A 20,797-nucleotide genomic window follows, 5' to 3' on the forward strand; every position below is an offset into this window, starting at 1 on the left:
TCCACTGTCAGGCTAACGATTAGCACATTAACGCGATGTCCACAGGGTACATCATCACCGGCATATCCGTTTCGGGCTATTTAGGGTAGAGATTGCTCAGTAACCTTTTTCCGAACCTATTGCCTGGTATTTCAATAAACCGATATGTTACCGCTGACATTAAGGTGACAATCACAGTGACTGTCACCAGCAATAAATATGGGTTTTCGAACACATGACGGAGTTTTGATATTAAGAAGAAACCCAAACTAACATGCAATAAGTAAAGCGAATAGGTAACGTTAGACAAGACACACACTATGCGAGTTACCATATTTTCATGGGGGAAATATTTTTGAGCGAGCAGACATAGTCCAAAAAATAAAAAGACGATTAATTGTGTTAGCATATTAATATCTTGAGAAAGATGGATTCCCAGTTTATTAATACATAAATACCGATAGATATTATAAACGATGATAGTTAACAGTAGTGTTACTGCACCCATCAGACGCTTTTCTGAATGATGGATTATCATCCATAATGCTGAGCCGCATAACATAAAAATCATAAAACAAAAGTCATGAATCATTGCATTCGTAACTACCATCGCTTGCGGTGAGGTAGTATAGATCCCGTCCTTCACCAATACAGCCTGCAATGCTAATAGCACAAACATTACCGCTGAGGCACATAAAATCTTTGTGCAGTTAATCCGCCCCATAAATGTGATTAATAGGTAGAATTTGAACTCAATTAACAACGTCCAGACAACCCCTAATGTCAGGGGATGATTTATAAACTGATTAGTTAGCGTCATTGTTGATAGAATATCGCTGATATTCAGTGAAGAGCGTTCGCCAAATTGGTATTGAATAGCTGCGGCGACTATCACGGCAACAATAAGCATTGGGAAAATACGAAAAAAACGATTAATGAGAAATTGCTTTCGCGAATACCTGGATAACATTGGTGGGACAACCCATCCACTAATCAGGAAAAATAATGCAACGCCCCAAATTGCAGTTGCCGTTCTCCCGTGTTCTAGCAGATATATGTCGAACATCCATAGTGACTGGCTAGATTTATCTAATAGAGGGAGTGCTTCTGTACTTTCAACCCAAGTTCGAGATGTATCATCAAATGTACCGCTCAGCACAAAATGGCCAAATAGCACGAAATAGGCGGCCATCAGGCGGGCTAAGTCTAAACTATATTGTCTTTTCATTATCGTAGATATGTCTTGTGAGTCATATTGTGTGTTTGTCCTTGAGGTGATGAGTCAGGCGAGTTTTGAACTGAGCACCACCTATCAACAGCCCATTATGGGCGTCGGTTTTATTTCGAGGAGCACTACGTTACCAGAATCATCTGCTGTGTAGTATCGCTCTATTGGCGACGACCTGGAGGGCTTTCCGTGAACAAGAGTGCGATATGACGTTGAAAAAACGAGATAGCCTGTTCATTGGCGGAACAGGCTGAAAACCATGCGGTAGCATGGGGAAATGTCCTGTGGGTGTGGCAATGGCATTACATCAATCATTCCTGCTGGAGGCGATACCCCTCAGACCGAGTGAGGCGGCAGGTGTACCTGGTGCCTGGAGTATGAAAGCATCAGATGGACCGACTTCAATCTCACAGATCTCAAGACCGAGCTGGCGACCATCGTCTGGGGTGGCCATGGTAATCGTTTCGGCACAGTCAATCGTCAGCCGTAGAATGTCGTTAGCGTGGTTGAGTTCCTGCTGGGGTATGACGGCGTCAAATACTACAACGAACGTGCTTTCTGACCATCGATGCAAGGGGGCTGCGTAATCATCAACTTTCAAGGTGAGCTCATCGACCTGGCGTGTCGACAGTATGTTGGTAACTCTAAACCGTACCAGAATATCCCGGTCTTTCCTGAATGGAATATCGATGGTTGCCGTTGGCGTCGGGCCAATCCAGCGGCTGAACTTGCGTTCATTCCGCTCACGGCAGTGCCACCCTGTGCCGTTTAATGGTTGTGACATGTCCACAACCGTCCAGCCGGCCGGGCGGGTTAATGCCTGACGGTAGTTACCCTCCGCCACACTCGCAAAATCTGCGCCATAGGTCGCCTGGAATCGTGCCATTTGCGCGTCGTAAAGTTCACGAGCAATAGCAACGATTTCCTGGTCGAGATCAATCAGTTGATTGGCTGCGGCCACCGCTTCTTCGCTTAATTTCGGCTTTTGCTGCTTACTGGCATGAATATTTAGCGGCTGTGGCTGGTCTGGAGGGAGCGACAGCCACAATTGTAGTGCAGATAACGAACGTTCAAAATCCTCCTGAAAGCCGATAAAAGACAAGGAACGTAGCGTTTCCTCGGCACGTTTTCGGATGAAGGCTCGAAAATCCTTACTATCGAGGGAATCTTTTCGCCAGGCTTCCAGGTACTCTCTGGGGGCGCAGGCCAGATGGAGACTGATCCGGTTCCAGTTAAGGTATTGGCATTGTGGGTGGTTGGAAGAAAAGAATAATGCCGGGTTATTTTGTGCCAGATCACGGATCAGTGTGCCATCGGGGAAATGGGTTGCTTCTTCGTCTGTCCAGCGGTGTACCATCCACCAATTAGAGACCAGTCTGTCCAGCGGATTGCGTAGAAAGCACAATGTTGCGGCATTCGATATGTAATTTGACCAAATTCGGCTACCGAATGGTTCATGAATAAAACGCGCCCGTGCCAGCTGATTTGGGTCAAACGCTATATCACCGGCGCCCATCCAATCGGCGTGTTCTTCTAAATAAATACACTCATCGGACGAAAAAAAATTTTGCAGATACTTTAGCAGCGATGTGCCTGCACATTTATCAACATGATGAAAAACAATACGAGGCATGCCTGACCTTTACTTTCTTGCAGTAACGTAGTTGGATGAATTACATACTAATAATGCACTTGGTAATAGTGTTTATTGGTCATTAATTGTGAGCATTCAAGGTGTCTACGCAGTTGAACCGCCGCCTACATCGGTGGCGTAAGCGACTGATTATCAGAATATGTGGATAATTACCGCAACCAGTCACTGAGTGGTCGCGCTAATCCCGATAAATCCCCACCACGGCTTCCTCGCCAACGTAGCCGTAGCCGCGGTACATCCCTTCGCTGTTGAACGGCAGGACGATATTGCCGTAATGGTCGACGGCGATCAGCCCGCCGCTGCCGCCCAGCGCGTTGATTTTCTCCATCACCACCTTATCGGCGGCGTCCGGCAACGGCAGGCTGGCGTACTCCATCAGCGCCGACACGTCGTAAGCGGCGACGGTACGCATGAAGACTTCGCCGGTGCCGGTGCAGGAAACGGCCACCGTCTGGTTATTAGCATAGCAGCCCGCGCCGACAATCGGCGAGTCGCCAACACGGCCGACCTGTTTGTTGGTCATGCCGCCGGTGGAGGTGGCGGCGGCCAGGTTGCCTGCCGCATCCAGCGCGACCGCGCCGACGGTGCCGAACTTGCGATCCGGGTCGATCGGATCGGCGCCCGACGCCGCACGCTCGCCGTCGTGATCCAGCAGGATCTGGCCTGCGCCGGCCTGCGCTCTCAGCAACTGCTGGTAGCGTTCATCGGTAGAGAAGAACGACGGTTCCACCATTTCCAGCCCGTGATCGCGGGCGAACGCCTCCGCGCCGGCGGCGGTGAACATCACATGCGGGCTGCGTTCCAGCACCGTGCGTGCCGCCAGTACCGGGTTGCGGATATGGCTGACGCCGGTCACGGCTCCGGCCTGTAACGATTGGCCGTCCATCACGCAGGCGTCCAGCTCGTGGGTGCCCTGATGGGTAAACACCGAACCTCTGCCCGCGTTGAACAGCGGACACTCTTCCAGCAGGCGGACTGCCTCGGTAACGGCGTCCAGCGCGCTGCCGTTGGCGGCCAGAATGTCTTGGCCGCGGGTGACGATGGACAGCAGCGCCGCACGGTAGCGTTGTTCTTTGTCACTGCTCATGGCCGACCGGCTGAGCGCACCCGCGCCGCCATGGATCACAATTACTGGTTTCATCGAATTGCCCTCGTTCGGATGCGAACGTTAATTTTGTGTAGTCGCCAGATAGGAGAATGCCCCCAGCAGGCTGACGATCGGCGCGATGGTCGGGGAGTGATAACCCACGGTGATCGCGTCTTTGCGCTTAACGCCGGGGATCAGGCAAAACAGGTCGGCCAGCACCGGTTTAGCCACCATCAGCTCTAATTCATATGGCGGTTGTAGCCGCGTGGTTGTCTCTTTATGCGCTTTCTGTACTGCCTGGGTGGCGGCAGCGCGGATGACGTTGCGCGCTGCTTCCGGGCTGAGGGACTCTGCCGCCGTTTGGGAAATGGCGCGTTTCACGCAGGCAAAGTCCGTCGCCGGGTAATAGCGGTTGATCCAACTTTGCAGCGTATCATCACCGCTCACCAGCCACAGCGGCGTGTTCAGTTCGGCCCCCGCCGCAGCGTAGATATCGCTTTCGCCCATCACTTCGCCATTGATGCGTACTCGGTAAAATGCCCGGCCGTTGATGGTATGCGCCAGCACGCCGTGTTCTCCGGCGGCACTGTGGTAGCCGATAAACATCAGGCCGTCGAACTGTTGCTGCTGCAACCCTTCCACCATCGATAAACCGCGGGGTTTGCCCTGAACCAGACGGGCGCGCGGGTCGATGTTTTCCGCCCGCAGGTTGGTCATGGCGGCGTGGCTATCGGCCACCACCACTTCGCTGGCGCCGCCGGCGAACGCGCCTTCAATCGCGGCGTTGACCTCCTGCTCCATCAGACCACGGGCGATCTGATGCTCCGGCGCGCCGGGGCTGCACTGTTCCGGCCGCATGACGCCGGCAATACCTTCAATATCTGCAGAAATAAACACTTTCATGTCGGGTTCCTTATTCGGGACGAACCTGGGATAAACGGTCCAGCACCTGCGTCAACGACGGACGATGATGACCACGAAAACCCGTCACCGCGTCAGCCTGCAACAGGGCGTCCAGCACCGCGTGCTCGGTGGCATCGGCGGCGGCGTTGAGCATCGGCTCCAGCGCGGCGTCTTCCGGCGGCTGCGGCGTCGGGCAGGTGGAAAACGCCACGGCGATATCGCCGGAGCCGTGCCCCCAATAGCTGCCGAGCCGGCCCAGACCGGCGCCGGCGCGTCGGGCGATGCGCGTCAGTTGGCGGGCGTCCAGCGGGGCGTCCGTCGCCATGATGATAATGATGGAGCCGGCGTCGCGCTGCGGTGCCAGTTCCGGCAGCAGCGGGGCGATGGCCTCGCCGGCCTGTACGCCATCCAGCGTGAGCGCCGACAGCGTGCCGAAATTCGCCAGCACCAACACGCCGAGCGTGGCATTCAGTTCCGGGATCAGCCGCGAGGCGGTGCCGATGCCGCCTTTCAGGCCGAAGCAGCTCATACCGCGCCCGGCGCCCACGCTGCCGCGGGCGAAATCGACGCGGGCGTCGTCCAGTGCCGCCAGCGCCATCGGCTCGGTGACGGCCAGCGCCTGAATGTCGTTGAGCCAGCCGTCGTTGCACTCCAGCGCCAGCGGGTTGACGGTGGGCAGCGATCGGCCCAGTTCGGGGTTTTTACCGATGGCGTCGCGTACCAGCGCCGTGAATAGCGTGCCGACCGATAGGGTATTGCTGAGCAGTATCGGGGTTTGGAGCCGTCCCAGCTCTTCAACCTGTACCAGCCCGACCGGTTTGGCGAAGCCGTTGAGTACCGCCGCGCCACAGGGTAACGGCTGGACGAACAGGTTAGCGCCGGGCGGCACGATGGCGGTGACGCCGGTTTGGATGTCGCCGTCGGCCAGTGTGTAGTGACCGACGCGCACGCCGGGTACGTCGCTCAGACGGTTGTGTTCGCCGCCAGGTAGACGCGGGGTTCCCAGCCGACGCTCTTCGCGCCAGCGCTGCAACAGCGGTTGCAGCCGCGCCTGTTGATAAAGGGTCATGATGTCCTCATTCCGCGTTGGGTGCTCTTGCGCCGTTAAGCCGGTGTGAGCGGGCGCCGCCGGAGCGACACGCTTGTCGTTGGCCCATTCCGGCGTTCCGCCCATCGGCATGAGCGGTTCGGGGTCAGCGTTTCAGTTTCGGATCCAGCGTATCGCGCAGCGCATCGCCCAGCAGGTTGAACGCCAGCACGGTACAGAAAATCGCCAGGCCGGGGAACACGCTGACGTGCCATTGGCCGGCCATCATCATACTGCGGCTCATCGCCAGAATGTTGCCCCACTCCGGCACATCCGGCTCCGGGCCGAGCCCGATAAAACTCAGCCCGGCGGCGGTCAGAATGCTGGTGCCGATACGCATGGTGAAATAGACGATCACGTTCGACAGCGTGCCCGGCAGAATATGGCGCATCAGGATGATGCGGTCCGGCGCGCCGGCGCAGCGCACCGCTTCCACGTAAGCGGCTTGTTTCAGCGACAGCGTAGAGGCGCGCACAATACGGGCGAATACCGGCACGCTGAATACCGCTACCGCGATAATCACATTATTCAGGCCGGGGCCGAGGATGGCGACCACCGCGATCGCCAGCAGCATACCGGGGAAGGCGAACAGCACGTCGCAGCCGCGCATGATCAGCATGTCTATCCAGCGGCCATAGTAGCCCGCCAACAGGCCGAGCACGATACCCACCAGCATGCCGAGCGTGACCGAGAAGAAGCCGACGTACAGCGAGATACGTGCGCCGTAAATGATGCGGCTCATCACGTCGCGGCCCAGATCGTCGGTGCCCATCCAGTGCTCGGCGGAAGGCGGCGCGCTGAGCGCCATCCAGTCCGGCTCCATCGGGTTCCACGGCGCCAGCCAGGGGGCGAACGCCGCCACCATCACCAGCAGTAGTACGAAGCCGCCGGCAAACAGCGCCATCGGGTTACGCACGAAGGCGTGCAGAAAGTCGCGCCAGGGCGAGCGAATGGTGTCATCGAGGGCGGTTGGGGCCGCAACAGGATCTTGTGCAGGATTCATCGTCGCTCCTAACGTAAACGAATGGCCGGATTCACCACCGCGTACAGCAGGTCGACCAGCAGGTTAATCAGGATAAATTCAATGACGAACAGCATGACCAGCGCCTGAATTACCGGCTGGTCTTGTGTTTTGATGGATTCGATCAGCAACCAGCCGAGCCCCGGCCAGTTGAACACGCTTTCCACCACGATCGAGCCGCCGAGCAGGAAACCGAATTGCAGGCCGAGCATGGTAATAACCGGGATCAGCGCGTTGCGCATCACATGCTTCCAGACGATCAACCGTTGACGCAGCCCTTTGGCACGGGCGGTGCGCACGTAGTCTTCCTGCATCACTTCCAGAAAGGCAGAGCGGGTGAAGCGCGCCATGACCGCCGCGACGGACGCGCCCAGCGTCAGCGCCGGCAGCACGATATCCAGCGGTTTATTGAAACCGCTGACGGAAAAAATGCCGAACGGCATGGCGACGAACTGGATCAGCAATAGGCCGAGCCAGAAGGTCGGCATCGAAATGCCGCCGACGGCGGCGCTCATCAGCGTCCAGTCTTGCCATTTACCGCGCTTGAGCGCGGCGAATACGCCGATCAACAGGCCAAGCACCACCGACCAGACAAAACCGGCCAACGCCAGCCACAGCGTCGGCATAAAACTTTTCTGGATGACGGTCAACACCGGCTGCTGGGTGCGGTAGGTGATGCCGAAGTCACCACGCATCATCCCGCTCAGCCAGTCGAGGTACTGCTGCGGCAGCGGATTGTTAAGGCCCAGATGCTCGCGGGCGGCTTCCACCGCTTCGATCGTGGCGTCGGGGCCGGCGTAAATTCGCGCCGGGTCACCCGGCAGCAGTTTGATAAAACCGAACACCAACAGGGAGATCACCAGCAAAACCGGGATCATTTCCAGCAAACGTCGGACGATATAGGCAAACATGGTGATCCCCCGTGTGATTACTTGAACTCAGCCTGGTCGAAAATCAGCGAACCGTCCGCCAGCATGTAAACGCCGGACAGACTCTTCACTTTACCCACCAGGTTGTCCGGCACGCCCAGGAACACTACCGGCGCGTCTTTCCAGATCAGCTTCTGCGCTTCGGCATAGGCGGCGGCGCGCTTGGTGTTGTCGGCGGTTGCCAGGCCGGCCACGATCGCTTTATCGACGTCAGCATTGCTGTAGTAGGAGACGTTGTAGGCTTTCGGCACCCAGGATTCGGTGGCGAACAGCGGACGCAGCGCCCAGTCGGCATCACCGGTGGAGGGCGACCAGCCGCCGTAGTACAGGTCGAATTCAGCCTGTTTCGGATCTTTCACGCCGAACAGTTTTTCGTTGCGGGTACCGGAGTCCATCGGGGTGACGGTGACTTTAATACCGACCTGTTCCAACTGCTGTTTGAAGAACTGGGCGCTACGCACTGCGGCAGTGGCGTTGCTGACCCACAGTTTCAGCTCCAGGCCTTTCTCATAGCCGGCTTCCTTCAGCAGCTCTTTGGCTTTGGCCGGGCTGTAGGTGTAGTTCGGTTCGCTCTGGCTGGCGAAGAACTGCACGCGCGGCGCCATGGCGGACGCAGCTGGCAGACCCATGCCGGCGAAACCGACTTTCAGCCACAGGTTGCGGTTGATAGAGTAGTTCAGCGCCTGACGGACTTTCAGATCGCTCAGCGGTCCGTGCTGGGTGTTAATCGCCATGTAATACAGATAAATACTGGGGTCACGCTGAACTTGCAGCTTGCTGTCTTCCTGGACGGTATTTACCAGATCGGACGGCAGCGGGTAGATGGCGTCCGATTGGCCGGATTTCAGCGCCGCGACGCGAGTGGCGTCTTCCGGCGACGGGTAGAAGGTCACGCTGTCGACTTTCGGCCAGCCTTTCTGCCAGTAGCTGTCGTTTTTCACCAGCTTGACGTCTTTACCCTGCTGCCATTCGACGAACTTGAACGGGCCGGTGCCGACCGGGTGTACGCGCAGCTGGGTTTCATCCGGGTACTGTTTCAGCGCTGCCGGGCTGTGCATCACCGCCGACGGGTGCGCCAGGGTGTTGATAAAGGCGCCGAAGGATTTGTTCAGTTCGATCTTCACCTGCGTCGGCGACAGCACGGTGACGCTCTTGATCATGTTGAACAGGCTGTTGCGTTTCAGGCCCTTGGTCTGGTCGGCCAGACGGTCAAGGTTGGCTTTCACCGCATCGGCGTTGAACGGCGTACCGTCCTGGAAGGTGACACCTTCGCGCAGCGTAATGGTGTATTCGGTGGCATCGGCATTGCCGGTGTAGCTGGTGGCCAGGCGCGGCACCAGTTTCATCTGGTTGTCGAACTGGAACAGACGCTCGAATACCCCGCTCTGGATCGAGTAGCTCAGCGTATCCGAGGTATCATGCGGGTCGAATCCGGTGATGTCGGCGTACATGGAAATGCGCAGATCCTGAGCCTGAGCCGCAGCGGCCAGACAGAGCGACAACCCGAGGGCGACGGCGGAACGACGTAGTAACGGCTTCATGGTGCTCTCCTGTGATGCTGTGTGGTTATGTCATGTGTTGTGTTTGCGGTGTTATTAGTCAGCGCCCGATCTCGGCATCGCTGACCCAGTGGTGCGGGCCGACCTGACGGTACTGTGCCTTGGCGACCCGCTCATTGGCTTTGCGCAACGGCGACGGGATCTCGCTGTCGTCCAGCTGGCGCGCATAGCGTCGGCCAGGGTCGGCAACCGGCACCGAGGCCAATAGCCGGCGGGTATAGGGGTGCTGCGGATTATTGAAGACTGACTGGCGCGGGCCGATCTCGACAATCTGACCGAGGTACATCACCGCGACGCGGTTGGCGATGCGTTCCACCACCGCCATATCGTGAGAAATGAAGATCCACGACACGCCGGTTTGCTGTTGCAGATCCATCATCAGGTTGACCACCTGCGCCTGAATCGATACGTCCAGCGCGGAGACCGCTTCGTCGGCGATGATCACCTGCGGCTTCAGCGCCATGGCGCGGGCGATGGCGATGCGCTGACGCTGGCCGCCGGAAAATTCGTGCGGATAACGGCGGGCGTACTCCGGCGGCAGGCCGACGCTTTTCAGCAGCGCCTGCACCTGCGGCGTGGCTTCCTCCAGCGATTTGACCAGGCCGTGCAGCAGCAGCGGCTCGGCGATGGTGAAGCCGACCGTCAGCCGTGGATTGAGGGAGGCGTACGGATCCTGAAACACCATCTGCATTTTGCGGCGCAGCGGCAGAAAGTCCCGATCCCGCATGACGGCGATTTCGTGCCCTTCAAACAGCAGGCTTTCCGACTCGCTGTCCACCAGCCGCAGCAGCGCCCGGCCAGTGGTGGACTTGCCGCAGCCGGATTCGCCGACAATCGCCAGCGTTTCGCCCGGCCAGACGGCAAAATCGATCTGCTCCACCGCGTGCACCCGGTGGGTGACGGCGGACAGCAGCCCGCTGCGCACCGGGTAGTAGACTTTCAGGCCGCGAACGTCCAGCAGCGGCAAGGCGTCATATTGTGCGGTCATGTGGTCTTGCGCGGTTTCTTCACTCTGTTGCCCTAACAACGGGAAGCGTCGGGGCCAGGCGCTGTCGCGCATGTCGCCGAGCTTCGGCACCGCCGCCAGCAGCGCTTTGGTGTAATCGTGTTGCGGGCGGTTGAAAATATCGTCCACGCGACCCTGCTCCACCACTTCGCCGCGGTACATCACCACCACGCGATCGGCGATTTCCGCCACCACGCCCATGTCGTGGGTGATAAACAGTACCGCCATATCGCTCTGGCGTTGCAGATCGCGCAGGATTTGCAGAATGCGCGCCTGCACGGTGACGTCCAGCGCGGTGGTGGGTTCGTCGGCGATCAGCAGCTGCGGATTGCAGGCCAGCGCCTGGGCAATCATCACGCGCTGCCGCATGCCGCCCGACAAGGAGTGGGGGTAGCTGTTCATTACCCGATCGACGTCGGCGATGCGCACCTTGCGCAGCAGTTCTCGCGCCTGGGCGCTGGCGCTGGCGGCGTCGCACATTTGGTGGTCTATCAGCGCTTCGGTGAGCTGGTCGCTGACTTTCAGCACCGGGTTGAGCGAGGTCATCGGTTCCTGAAAGATCATCGACATTTCGCGGCCGCGTAGCGCCCGGCGCGCGTCGTCTTTCATCTCCAGCAGCGAATGCGCCTGACCGGAACGGGTGGTGAAACGAATGCTGCCGCGATTGATGGTGGCGGAATCCGCCAGCAGCCCCATGACGGTCAGCGAAGTGACCGATTTGCCGGAGCCGCTTTCACCCACCACCGCCACCACTTCGCCTTTGTTCAGGCTGAAGGACACGCCTTTCAGCGCTTCGCTGGTGCCGGATCGTCCGCTGAAGCTGACGCTCAGGTCGTTGATTTCCAGCACCGGCCGCGGTGCCTGACCGGATGCTGTGGCGGTCGATTCGATTAAGGTGGTGTCCGTCATAGTCACTCCGGTGTGGTTGCTTATAGCCAGATGCGGCCGAGGTTATAGGTCAGGTAGGGCGAACTGTCCGCCGCCAGCCAGATGGGGCCGTCCAGATCGACATGCTCGGCGCTCAGCGCCACCGGCAGAGCGGCTTCCATCGCCAGCGATGAGCCGAGCATACAGCCCACCATGATGCGCATGCCCTGCTCGCGGGCCAGCGCTACCATGGCTCGTGCTTCGGTCAGGCCGCCGCATTTGTCCAGCTTGATGTTGATCATCTCGTAGCGATCGCGCAGCGCGGCGATGTCGCCGCTATGGTGACAGCTTTCGTCCGCGCACACCGGAATGGCGTGGGTGAAATCGGCCAGCGCCGCGTCCTGCCCGGCGGGCAGCGGCTGTTCCACCATGGCAATACGGTAGGCGGCTAACTGGCGTAATAATGGCTCCAGATCCTGCCCGCCCCAGGCTTCGTTGGCATCGACGATCAGGGTGACGTTCGGCGCCGCGTGGCGAATCGCGGCCACTTTTTCCAAAATCTGTTCGCCGTTGAGTTTGATTTTCAGCAGCAGCGCGCCACGAGATACCGCGTCTTTGGCGGCGTGTGTCATCTTTTCCACGCTATCCAGACTCAGCGTCTCGGCGGTGATGATCGACTGTGGCGGCGTAATGGCGAGGTATTGCCACAGCGTCTGCTTGTTCAGGGCGGCGTTCAAACGCCACAGCGCGCAGTCGAGCGCATTGCGGGCCGAACCCGGCGGCAGTAGGCATTGCAGTTCGTCCAGCGTCATGCCGTTTTCCACCGCGTGACGCACCGATTCCAGTTGTGCAGCGACGCTCTGCGCCGTTTCCTGATAGTGAGCGGTGGGCGTGCACTCGCCGCGTCCGATAAAACCGCGCTCTTCCAGCGTCACCCGCACCACGGTGACGGCGGTTCGGGTGCCGCGAGAGATGGCGAACGGTCTTGCCAGCGGCAGTTCCAGCGTTTCGATTTGCATTTGTCGCATAGGGTTATCCCCGGGTGTTTAGCAGCTGTGCGATATCATCGATACCGAAACGAATCGGGTCGGTCGCCGGGACGCCGAAGCGTTCGCTCAGTTCACGGCAATAGTCCCGCGCTTCCTGTTCGCTGTGGTTGGAGGTGTTGATGGCAAAACCGGCCAATTGCACCGCGGTATTGGTGACGCGGGCGGCGCGCAGACAGGCTTCCACGCACTCACCCAGTTCCACCATCGGCTGGTGGGGCAGGTGGCGCATGTGCGGGCGGCCCATTTCATGGCACATCACCAGCCAGTGCGGCTGTGCACCGTGGATAAGGCCGGTAGTGACGCCGGCATAGGACGGATGGAACAGCGATCCCTGACCTTCGACGATATCCCAGTGGTCGTCATCATTGGCGGGAGAAAGTGCTTCGGCCGCGCCAGCGATGAAATCGGCGATCACGGCGTCAATGGCGATGCCGTCACCCGCGACCAGTACGCCGGTCTGACCGGTGGCGCGGAAGTCCGCTTTCATGCCCAGCTTGCGCATTGCCGCTTCCAGTGCCAGCGAGGTGTACATTTTGCCCACCGAACAGTCGGTACCGACGGTCAGGACTCGTTTTCCGCTGCGTGTTTTACCGCTGCCGACGGTCAGTTCCGGGCGCATGTGGCGGATATCGAACAGTTGAACCTGGTGCTTATCGGCCAGTGCCTGCAAACCGGGGACGTCGGTCAGGCGTTGATGCAGGCCGTTGGCGACGTTCATGCCGGCTTCGATCGCGGCGCGGACGGTATCCAGCCAGTGCGCCGGCAGGAATCCCCCGGCATTGGCGGTGCCCAGCACCAGCGTTTTGGCGCCGCGCGCCACGGCGCCGACGATATCCAGATCGTCCAGCCCCAGCGAGACGGTGCTGCCCGGCAGGCGGAGCTGACCCACGCACTGTTCGGGACGCCAGGTGTGGATCCCGCGTGCCGTTTTCACCGCCAGGGGATCGGTCACATCGCCAAGAAAAAGCAGGTAAGGTTGTGGAATCAGCATGATGTCTTATCCGTGATTGAAAAAGATTGATGGAAAAACTATTCCACGATGCTTTTGGGCTGACGAATGCTTGTTTATTAGGGGGGTATAGCTTTAGGTTATAGTGTTTTTATTTTTAACTGCATGTTAATTAACGATTTTTGTGAGGGTGATCAAAATGGGTATGCCTGTGTGTTATGGCTGACAGGCATAGCAAAATCTTCTGGAAAAGGAAAATCAGGCCAGTAATAGCGTGATCAGTAGCGCAAAGTTGGCACCCACCACCGCCATCGTGAACAGCAGCATCATGCGGGCCGCAAGAGGCGAACTGGCGCAGGCATGGCGTAACCTTAGCCGCGACCAGAGATACATCATTAACGTCGCCAGCAGCAGAAAGGCGCCAATGGCCGTGAGCGACGGATGGGACGGTGTCGAACCCGCTCTGAGCAGCAGTACACTATTGATTAACATAACAAAAGCGGTGCGAGACCAGGCGAGCTGGGTTCGTTCCGGTTGTAGACCCGGGTCGCGTGGTGGCGAAGGTGGCGGTGTCATTCCCTATTCCTACAGCCAGAGAATCATCAGCGTCAGTGCTATGGAGATAGCGCCGACGCAGCACGCCACCACCAGCAACAACCGCGTATAGGGGAGCGCCTGACCGGTGCGCATCGCCAGTTCGTTAGCCACCCAGCGACGGTAAGCCATCCACGCCAGCAGCGCTGACGTCAGCGTCAGGAATACGGCAATGCCGGCGCGAATAGCCGGCGGCGCTAATGTAGGGGCGAACTGGTCAATGGCGATGGCGCCCGCCAGAAAAGCCAGCGCAGTGCGCAGCCAAGCGAGGAACGTGCGCTCATTAGCCAGAGAAAAGCGGTAATCCGGTGGCGTACCTTGCTGATACCAGGGGCGTTTTTTGTCGGCGGGCGGTGTTGTGTTCATGAGGTGATCACCGGCTGATAAAGGAATCCATTTAGAAAACGGAAATACGGGCCGCAGTTTGACGGCAAGGCTTCCACAGAAAACCAACTTGGTAGTACGACCCGTTTGCCTGCCGTAAACGTGAAGTCTGCCATCTTATACCATGCAGGCAACGGATGAATACCTTGGCGCGGTTTCCGGCCGCGTCCCGTATTATTATTGAGAGCGCCGTCTGGTTCGCTAAACGGATTCGGATATTCCGTACGGAATGGCGTTTTGCTGCGAGGCGCGATCCTCGCCGGTCTGGCGGCGGATGGCGGATAGGGAATGAAGAGAACACAGATCGTCGGTGTTATTGGCGTATGGTCATCATCGACATGTGGAAACATTATTCGTGTCTTTCTCTGCAAGAGCCGCTGGAAAAGAAGAAAAATTATAACATTAACAATGAATTATATTATTCCGTAGGTTTTCATTCCATTGAATCTCAAAGCACTTTAGAGTATACAGTCCTAGTGATAATAGAGACTGCTGATTAGTCGAATAGATATTATGCTTTTTATGAAAAGGGACGATCATTAATGCGTGGATATTTTGATAATACCCAAATAAATACAATGATAAAGAGCCAGCTCGATAACGAAATACTTCCTCATGGCGATATCAGGTATGCTTACGCCATCATGAATAAGCGAGACCCGAATGATATGGTGATTATTAATAATCATGCATCCTGGTTTAAACTTTATCTTGAAGGCAGTTATCAGATGATTGACCCCATTATTTTTAGAGCATTGGACGGGGTGGAGGATTTCCCTTGGGATGAAAAAATAATGCTTTTTTTTGATTTGAATTCATCAAATATATTCAATGTGGGGCGTAATCATAATATCAGTGCCGGGCATACCTTCGTATTGCATGATAATAAAAATAATCTGGCGGTACTTTCCATTTTTCAGAGTGATTTTTGCGAGGCTGATTTTCGTAAATACATCAGCGAGCGCAAAGAAAAACTGCAATATCTGTTGATCTTAACGCATCAGAAAATGCTTTCTTTATATAAAGAATTGGAAGGCGTAAAGCCTCATGGTAGGAAGATACTGCTCTCTCCGCGGGAAAATGAGATTCTTCACTGGGCGAGTATGGGAAAAACCTATCAGGAGATCGCCATGATCCTTGATATTGGTATCAGTACCGTTAAGTATCATATGCGTAATGTAGTAAACAAACTTGATGTTTCAAACGCCAAGCATGCCATCAAATTGGCTGCTGAGTTACACCTATTTTATAGGAATGTCTTGTAAGCTTATTCGTTGCCAGATTATTTATCTTTTTCTATAAAATGAATGCTGGAATAGGTGCCTGTCAGTGTCTCCCGGAATATAATTAATGCTATTATATATGATATCCGTGGGTTACATATCAAGAGTCATTTCTCTGGCCCACTTCACCTCTCTTTGAAGACTTATTGCTAATTAAAAAGAGAATGGGTAATTTATTTTCAATGGCGGTTCTATAATTTGCATCAACAAGCGCTATCATTTTTAATTCCTGACTTTACTTCTGACTTAAATAAGCCTGTGCCGTATAAATATGAGAGATATAACAATATTGAACTCTTGTCGTCACAGACTTTATGAAAAATACTTGAATTAAAGTATCTGTGGCTGCTGCACTAAAGGCGGATGTGTATCTTTTGCTAGTCGGGCGGTTTCATTTCTTGTATCCGCGCTGCTTATCTGATGCGTCGTGATTATCGGTAGGCAGGGCAGGGTGAAGGCCGTATAATGCGCGCCAATCAAATGAACCTGCCGGAGATGATCCATGCGTCCAACAGGCCGTAGCGCACAGCAAATTCGCCCTATCACCTTAACCCGTCATTACACCAAGCATGCCGAAGGGGCGGTGCTGGTGGAGTTTGGCGATACCAAAGTGCTGTGTACCGCCACGGTGGAAGAGGGCGTGCCGCGTTTTCTGAAAGGGCAGGGGCAAGGCTGGATAACCGCAGAGTACGGTATGTTGCCGCGTGCGACCCACAGCCGCAATGCCCGTGAAGCAGCCAGAGGCAAGCAGGGTGGTCGTACTCTGGAAATTCAGCGCCTGATTGCCCGCTCGTTGCGGGCGGCGGTTGATTTGGCGAAGCTGGGCGAATACACCATTACGCTCGATTGTGATGTGTTACAGGCAGACGGCGGCACTCGTACTGCGTCCATCACCGGCGCCTGCGTGGCGCTGGCTGACGCCCTTGCCGGCCTGGTAGCCAGCGGCAAATTGGCGAAAAACCCGATGAAAGGCATGGTGGCTGCGGTTTCCGTTGGTATCGTCGATGGTGAAGCGGTGTGTGATCTGGAGTATGTGGAAGACTCTGCCGCCGAAACCGATATGAACGTGGTGATGACCGAGGACGGCCGCATGATCGAAGTGCAGGGCACCGCCGAGGGCGAGCCTTTCAGCCATGAGCAATTGCTGGAACTGCTGGCACTGGCTCGGGGAGGCATTGAGGACATCATCAGGGCGCAGAAGGCGGCGCTGGCAAATTGATTTTTTAAGCGACCCAGGCGGTCGCTTTTTTATATCGGCTGGAGGCGGCGTGCCTATCCACGGTTTTGCCATCCGCCTAACCCTTGCTCCGGATATTTTATGGTGCATGACGGTCAGATGGTACGCGCCAGATATTTTCACGGGCTGCTTTCGGCAGCCTTGTCATCACAATAGAGAGGTCGTCAATGAAAGCCTATCAGCGCCAGTTTATTGAGTTCGCGCTCAGCAAGCAGGTATTGAAATTCGGTGAGTTTACCCTGAAATCCGGGCGCACCAGCCCCTATTTCTTTAACGCCGGATTGTTCAATACCGGGCGTGATCTGGCTTTGTTGGGGCGTTTCTATGCCGCTGCGCTAGTGGACGCGGGTATTGAGTTCGACGTGTTGTTCGGGCCGGCTTACAAGGGTATTCCGATCGCCACTACCACCGCGGTGGCGTTAGCGGAGCATCACGATCAGGATGTGCCTTACTGTTTCAATCGCAAGGAAGCCAAAGCTCATGGCGAAGGCGGCAACCTGGTCGGTAGCCCGCTAACAGGGCGGATTATGCTGGTGGATGATGTGATTACCGCTGGAACCGCGATCCGTGAGTCGATGGAGATTATCGCCGCGCAGGGCGCAACGCTGGCGGGCGTACTGATTGCGCTCGATCGTCAGGAACGGGGCCGTGGCGAGTTGTCCGCGATTCAGGAAGTTGAGCGTGATTATCATTGCCGGGTGACGTCCATCATCACTCTTAATGAGTTGATCGGCTATTTGGCTGAAAAACCGGAGATGGCTGATCATCTGACGGCGGTTCAGGCGTATCGCCGGCAGTACGGAGTCTGAAAGCAGTACGGCACGCCACGTCGGTGTGGCGGCCCGTGCCTTTACTGGATTTGCGCGGCCAGCAGCGGCCAGCGGGTATCGAAGTCCTGCGTCGGCAGGTAACGAAACTCGGAACGGGTAAAGCGAGAGAGCATGCCTTCACAGAAAGCCAGCAACTGGCTTGCCAGCAGGGTTTCATCGTGTTGGAACGCCTGGCCGCTGCGTAGCTTGTGCTCGCGCAATACTTGCCGAAGCTGGGATTCAATCCGCTCAAATAATTGATTAATGCGTCCTTGCAGCCGGTCTTGTTCAAACATCAATGCATGGCCGGTGAGGATGCGTGTCAAACCGGGGTTTTTTTCCGCAAACCCCAAAATCAGCAGCAGGATCAACCGTAACCGACTAAATGTGTCTTTTTCGTCCTGCAGAATCAGATTGATACGTGTCGTCAGGCTGTCTTCGATAAACTCGATCAAGCTATCGAACATACGGGTTTTGCTGGGAAAGTGGCGGTAAAGCGCGGCTTCGGAGACGCCGACGCTGGCGGCCAGTTTTGCGGTGGTAATGCGTTGGCTGCCGTCGCTGGATTCCAGCATTTGCGCCAGCGCCTGCAAAATTTCCTCTCGGCGGTTCTTTTTCGTGTTTTCTTTCTCTGCCATGTCAGAAAAAACCCTTGGTAAATATTGATGGATAAGCATCGGACGGCGCCACAGTCGCAACACACGCTGTGGCTTATCGTTCTTTGGGAGGCAGGGAAGGCCGTATATCAGTGACGGCCGGAATGACCGAACCCACCGTCTCCTCGTTCACTGCTGACAAAATCGTTCACCAGATTAAATTCGGCCTGTACTACCGGTACAAACACCATTTGGGCGATACGCTCGCCAGGTTGTACGGTGAAGGATTGGTTGCCGCGATTCCAGACGGAGACCATCAACTGCCCCTGGTAATCGGAATCGATCAGACCGACCAGATTACCCAGTACCACACCGTGTTTGTGGCCCAAACCGGAACGGGGAAGAATGACGGCAGCCAGTTCCGGGTCGGCGATGTGAATGGCAAGCCCGGTGGGAATCAGCGTAGTGGCGCCGGGCGCCAACTCGATCGCGCTATCCAGGCAAGCGCGCAGATCCAGCCCGGCCGAGCCCGGTGTAGCGTAAGTCGGTAGCGGGAACTGTTCCCCGATGCGCGGATCAAGAATTTTTACGTCAATTTTTTTCATCATAACGGCTGACAATCTCGTCGATTAGCTGCTGGCCCAGTTGGCGTTTGCTGCCTTGCGGCAACCGCTTGTCGCCTTCAGGCCAGAAAATGTGTAGCGCATTGTTGTCCGAGTTGAAACCACTGTCGGTCAGGGACACATCGTTCGCACAGATCATGTCCAGCTTTTTGCGGGCCATTTTCTGACGCGCGTATTCTTCCACATTAGTGGTTTCGGCAGCAAACCCGACGACATAAGGGCGGTGTTCAACCATGGCGGCGACTGCTGCGATGATATCTGGATTCTTCACCAACGTGACGCACATTTCGTCTCCATGCCGCTGGCTTTTCTTGATCTTTTCGCTGGCGACGGCCTGGGGACGGTAATCGGCGACGGCCGCGCAGCCGATCACGATATGCTGCTGCGCCGCGCGCGCCATAACGGTTTGATGCATATCCTGCGCGCTGATGACGTCGATCCGGGCGACGTTGTCGGGTGTCGGCAAGTTGACGGGGCCGGCGACCAGCGTGACATGCGCTCCGCGTTCAGCGGCGGCTTGGGCGATAGCGAACCCCATTTTCCCAGAGCTGTGGTTACTGATAAAACGCACCGGATCCAGCGCTTCGCGGGTTGGGCCGGCGGTAATCATAATATTGAGGTGTTGCAGATCGTTGACGCGGGAAAAATGCCGTTCGGTGCGAGAGACGATCTCGCGCGGATCGATCATCCGCCCTGGCCCGATATCGCCACAGGCTTGGCTGCCGCTATCCGGCCCCCAAATGGCGATGCCGCGTGAAGCCAGGGTGTCCAGATTCTGCTGGGTGGGCGCGGCGCGGTACATCTGTTGGTTCATTGCCGGGGCAATGGCAATGGCGCCCGGCGTGGCGAGGCACAACGTGCTCAGGAGATCATTGGCCATGCCGGCGGCGATGCGCGCAATCAGATCGGCGGACGCGGGCGCCAGAATGACCAGATCCGCCCATTTACCCAGTTCGATATGCCCCATCGCCGCCTCGGCGGCGGGATCCAGCAAATCATCGGCCACCGGATGGCCGGAAACGGCCTGTAGCGTTAGCGGAGTAATAAATGCCTTGGCGGCTGGGGTCATCACGACGCGCACGTCAGCCCCTTGTTCCCGTAACCGTCGTACCAATTCCGGGCATTTGTAGGCGGCGATGCCGCCACTGATGCCCAGCAGAATGTGTTTGCCGGAAAGTCCGTGCAGATTGGATAACGCTGTCATCGTTGTATCCGCTCGTCAGCCAAAAAGAGCCCGTATTTTATCATAGTGTTGGGAAACCATCCTGATGATGATGGCGTTCTCTGGATCGCGGTTTTTACCCGCAGGCGTTGCGGCCATGCTCATGGTGATGGGCATGACTGCAACAGGCAGGGTCAATACATTATTGGCACTGTTTAAAGGCCGGCAGGTGATTATTTTGGGACGCATCACGCAGTCGTTGAAACACGAGCGTGATGTCCTGATGCGCGCTGACGGTTGGAAGCAACGTTTTTTCATACAACGCCTGATTGGCGATTTCCGCATCGACGCCCATTTTACACGCTGCCTTCAATGTTGCCGGGACGGCATTTTTAATTTCTACGCTGCCGGATAACACATTCGGTGGTATGGGCATGCCATATTTTTGCATGAGCTGTGCCAATGCATGGGCATGATTCTGTTCAGCTTTAACGATGTGACTAAACGGGGCGACTTGACCAAACTTCTCGATAACCGCCGCATAAAACGCTTCGGCGTGGTACTCATCATGAAGCGCTGTCTGGAGTGCGGTTTTAGCCGCATCATCCAATGGTTGCCGAGCATAAAGCGGAGGGGCGGATAACGCGATGAGTAATAAGCAAGTATTGCTAAAAAATCGACTTTGCATCGGTAGGGTACTCCCGTGTGGTGTGCCAATGTGATTGGTAAATGATTTTTATCATTGCTATGTGGTGGAAGAGCGTGAGCGGTCTCTGATTTATGGGGATACA

At 56.4% G+C, this 20,797-nt stretch carries 20 protein-coding genes; 3 read left to right on the plus strand and 17 right to left on the minus strand.

Annotated elements, in window-relative coordinates; genetic code table 11:
- Positions 1 to 76 precede the first annotated feature (76 nt).
- From HEP82_RS00970 to HEP82_RS01030, 13 genes are all read right to left on the minus strand, one after another.
- Positions 77 to 1,207 (minus strand): acyltransferase family protein, encoded by a 1,131-nt coding sequence (locus HEP82_RS00970; RefSeq protein WP_192456379.1) that lies wholly within the window; start codon positions 1,205 to 1,207, stop codon positions 77 to 79.
- A 307-nt stretch (positions 1,208 to 1,514) separates the two neighbouring features.
- Positions 1,515 to 2,840: a sulfotransferase family 2 domain-containing protein gene (locus HEP82_RS00975; RefSeq protein WP_192456380.1), complete on the minus strand. Its 1,326-nt coding sequence runs from the start codon at positions 2,838 to 2,840 to the stop codon at positions 1,515 to 1,517.
- Between the two features lie 199 nt (positions 2,841 to 3,039).
- Positions 3,040 to 4,002, minus strand: coding sequence for an isoaspartyl peptidase/L-asparaginase family protein (locus HEP82_RS00980; RefSeq protein ID WP_192456381.1), 963 nt, complete (start codon positions 4,000 to 4,002; stop codon positions 3,040 to 3,042).
- A 27-nt stretch (positions 4,003 to 4,029) separates the two neighbouring features.
- A complete protein-coding gene (locus HEP82_RS00985; protein ID WP_192456382.1) occupies positions 4,030 to 4,851 on the minus strand; it encodes a M55 family metallopeptidase in 822 nt (273 codons plus the stop codon).
- Between the two features lie 10 nt (positions 4,852 to 4,861).
- A complete protein-coding gene (locus HEP82_RS00990) occupies positions 4,862 to 5,920 on the minus strand; it encodes a DmpA family aminopeptidase (protein ID WP_192456383.1) in 1,059 nt (352 codons plus the stop codon).
- A gap of 124 nt (positions 5,921 to 6,044) precedes the next feature.
- Positions 6,045 to 6,941, minus strand: coding sequence for an ABC transporter permease subunit (locus tag HEP82_RS00995; protein ID WP_192456384.1), 897 nt, complete (start codon positions 6,939 to 6,941; stop codon positions 6,045 to 6,047).
- A gap of 8 nt (positions 6,942 to 6,949) precedes the next feature.
- Complete coding sequence (locus HEP82_RS01000) at positions 6,950 to 7,870, minus strand: ABC transporter permease (RefSeq protein ID WP_192456385.1); 921 nt, start codon at positions 7,868 to 7,870, stop codon at positions 6,950 to 6,952.
- Positions 7,871 to 7,887: 17 nt separating this feature from the next.
- Positions 7,888 to 9,429: a glutathione ABC transporter substrate-binding protein gene (locus HEP82_RS01005; protein WP_192456386.1), complete on the minus strand. Its 1,542-nt coding sequence runs from the start codon at positions 9,427 to 9,429 to the stop codon at positions 7,888 to 7,890.
- A 58-nt stretch (positions 9,430 to 9,487) separates the two neighbouring features.
- Positions 9,488 to 11,362 carry an ABC transporter ATP-binding protein gene (locus HEP82_RS01010; RefSeq protein WP_192456387.1) on the minus strand — a complete coding sequence of 625 codons (1,875 nt, stop codon included), beginning with the start codon at positions 11,360 to 11,362 and terminating at the stop codon, positions 9,488 to 9,490.
- 20 nt (positions 11,363 to 11,382) lie between these two features.
- On the minus strand, positions 11,383 to 12,348 hold the full coding sequence (dgcA, locus tag HEP82_RS01015; RefSeq protein ID WP_192456388.1) for an N-acetyl-D-Glu racemase DgcA: 966 nt from the start codon (positions 12,346 to 12,348) through the stop codon (positions 11,383 to 11,385).
- Between the two features lie 4 nt (positions 12,349 to 12,352).
- Positions 12,353 to 13,360 (minus strand): N-acetyltransferase DgcN, encoded by a 1,008-nt coding sequence (dgcN, locus tag HEP82_RS01020; protein ID WP_192456389.1) that lies wholly within the window; start codon positions 13,358 to 13,360, stop codon positions 12,353 to 12,355.
- A gap of 216 nt (positions 13,361 to 13,576) precedes the next feature.
- Positions 13,577 to 13,894 (minus strand): DUF202 domain-containing protein, encoded by a 318-nt coding sequence (locus HEP82_RS01025; protein ID WP_192456390.1) that lies wholly within the window; start codon positions 13,892 to 13,894, stop codon positions 13,577 to 13,579.
- Between the two features lie 9 nt (positions 13,895 to 13,903).
- Positions 13,904 to 14,278 carry a YidH family protein gene (locus HEP82_RS01030; RefSeq protein WP_192456391.1) on the minus strand — a complete coding sequence of 125 codons (375 nt, stop codon included), beginning with the start codon at positions 14,276 to 14,278 and terminating at the stop codon, positions 13,904 to 13,906.
- A gap of 560 nt (positions 14,279 to 14,838) precedes the next feature.
- Between HEP82_RS01030 and HEP82_RS01035 the strand changes: the two genes are divergently transcribed.
- From HEP82_RS01035 to pyrE, 3 genes are all read left to right on the plus strand, one after another.
- Positions 14,839 to 15,561, plus strand: coding sequence for a helix-turn-helix transcriptional regulator (locus HEP82_RS01035; protein WP_192456392.1), 723 nt, complete (start codon positions 14,839 to 14,841; stop codon positions 15,559 to 15,561).
- Positions 15,562 to 16,081: 520 nt separating this feature from the next.
- The gene (gene rph / locus HEP82_RS01040) at positions 16,082 to 16,798 is read left to right on the plus strand and encodes a ribonuclease PH (protein WP_192456393.1); all 717 of its coding nucleotides are present in this window, start codon (positions 16,082 to 16,084) and stop codon (positions 16,796 to 16,798) included.
- A 185-nt stretch (positions 16,799 to 16,983) separates the two neighbouring features.
- A complete protein-coding gene (gene pyrE / locus HEP82_RS01045; RefSeq protein WP_192456394.1) occupies positions 16,984 to 17,625 on the plus strand; it encodes an orotate phosphoribosyltransferase in 642 nt (213 codons plus the stop codon).
- A gap of 41 nt (positions 17,626 to 17,666) precedes the next feature.
- Here the strand turns inward: pyrE and slmA are convergent, their stop codons facing one another.
- The 4 genes from slmA to HEP82_RS01065 all read right to left on the minus strand — a co-directional run bounded on the left by slmA (position 17,667) and on the right by HEP82_RS01065 (position 20,694).
- Positions 17,667 to 18,263: a nucleoid occlusion factor SlmA gene (gene slmA, locus HEP82_RS01050; RefSeq protein WP_192456395.1), complete on the minus strand. Its 597-nt coding sequence runs from the start codon at positions 18,261 to 18,263 to the stop codon at positions 17,667 to 17,669.
- A gap of 107 nt (positions 18,264 to 18,370) precedes the next feature.
- Complete coding sequence (dut, locus tag HEP82_RS01055; RefSeq protein ID WP_192456396.1) at positions 18,371 to 18,829, minus strand: dUTP diphosphatase; 459 nt, start codon at positions 18,827 to 18,829, stop codon at positions 18,371 to 18,373.
- Positions 18,813 to 20,048: a bifunctional phosphopantothenoylcysteine decarboxylase/phosphopantothenate--cysteine ligase CoaBC gene (coaBC, locus tag HEP82_RS01060; protein ID WP_192456397.1), complete on the minus strand. Its 1,236-nt coding sequence runs from the start codon at positions 20,046 to 20,048 to the stop codon at positions 18,813 to 18,815. The genes dut and coaBC overlap by 17 nt, the downstream gene beginning before the upstream one ends.
- 160 nt (positions 20,049 to 20,208) lie before the next feature.
- On the minus strand, positions 20,209 to 20,694 hold the full coding sequence (locus HEP82_RS01065) for a ferritin-like domain-containing protein (protein WP_192456398.1): 486 nt from the start codon (positions 20,692 to 20,694) through the stop codon (positions 20,209 to 20,211).
- Positions 20,695 to 20,797 lie beyond the last annotated feature (103 nt).

Origin of the sequence: Musicola keenii (assembly GCF_014855505.1) — a bacterium.
GTDB lineage: Bacteria > Pseudomonadota > Gammaproteobacteria > Enterobacterales > Enterobacteriaceae > Musicola > Musicola paradisiaca.

Bases quoted from the DNA above. Each gene is read 5' to 3' on its own strand.
- HEP82_RS00970 (WP_192456379.1), bottom strand. From the start codon at position 1,207: ATGAAAAGACAATATAGTTTAGACTTAGCCCGCCTGATGGCCGCCTAT.
- HEP82_RS01035 (WP_192456392.1), top strand. From the start codon at position 14,839: ATGCGTGGATATTTTGATAATACCCAAATAAATACAATGATAAAGAGC.
- slmA (WP_192456395.1), bottom strand. From the start codon at position 18,263: ATGGCAGAGAAAGAAAACACGAAAAAGAACCGCCGAGAGGAAATTTTG.
- pyrE (WP_192456394.1), top strand. From the start codon at position 16,984: ATGAAAGCCTATCAGCGCCAGTTTATTGAGTTCGCGCTCAGCAAGCAG.
- HEP82_RS00980 (WP_192456381.1), bottom strand. From the start codon at position 4,002: ATGAAACCAGTAATTGTGATCCATGGCGGCGCGGGTGCGCTCAGCCGG.
- HEP82_RS01005 (WP_192456386.1), bottom strand. From the start codon at position 9,429: ATGAAGCCGTTACTACGTCGTTCCGCCGTCGCCCTCGGGTTGTCGCTC.
- HEP82_RS01010 (WP_192456387.1), bottom strand. From the start codon at position 11,362: ATGACGGACACCACCTTAATCGAATCGACCGCCACAGCATCCGGTCAG.
- HEP82_RS01030 (WP_192456391.1), bottom strand. From the start codon at position 14,278: ATGAACACAACACCGCCCGCCGACAAAAAACGCCCCTGGTATCAGCAA.
- HEP82_RS00995 (WP_192456384.1), bottom strand. From the start codon at position 6,941: ATGAATCCTGCACAAGATCCTGTTGCGGCCCCAACCGCCCTCGATGAC.
- dgcA (WP_192456388.1), bottom strand. From the start codon at position 12,348: ATGCGACAAATGCAAATCGAAACGCTGGAACTGCCGCTGGCAAGACCG.
- HEP82_RS00985 (WP_192456382.1), bottom strand. From the start codon at position 4,851: ATGAAAGTGTTTATTTCTGCAGATATTGAAGGTATTGCCGGCGTCATG.
- rph (WP_192456393.1), top strand. From the start codon at position 16,082: ATGCGTCCAACAGGCCGTAGCGCACAGCAAATTCGCCCTATCACCTTA.
- HEP82_RS01000 (WP_192456385.1), bottom strand. From the start codon at position 7,870: ATGTTTGCCTATATCGTCCGACGTTTGCTGGAAATGATCCCGGTTTTG.
- HEP82_RS00975 (WP_192456380.1), bottom strand. From the start codon at position 2,840: ATGCCTCGTATTGTTTTTCATCATGTTGATAAATGTGCAGGCACATCG.
- dgcN (WP_192456389.1), bottom strand. From the start codon at position 13,360: ATGCTGATTCCACAACCTTACCTGCTTTTTCTTGGCGATGTGACCGAT.
- HEP82_RS01065 (WP_192456398.1), bottom strand. From the start codon at position 20,694: ATGCAAAGTCGATTTTTTAGCAATACTTGCTTATTACTCATCGCGTTA.
- HEP82_RS00990 (WP_192456383.1), bottom strand. From the start codon at position 5,920: ATGACCCTTTATCAACAGGCGCGGCTGCAACCGCTGTTGCAGCGCTGG.
- dut (WP_192456396.1), bottom strand. From the start codon at position 18,829: ATGATGAAAAAAATTGACGTAAAAATTCTTGATCCGCGCATCGGGGAA.
- HEP82_RS01025 (WP_192456390.1), bottom strand. From the start codon at position 13,894: ATGACACCGCCACCTTCGCCACCACGCGACCCGGGTCTACAACCGGAA.
- coaBC (WP_192456397.1), bottom strand. From the start codon at position 20,048: ATGACAGCGTTATCCAATCTGCACGGACTTTCCGGCAAACACATTCTG.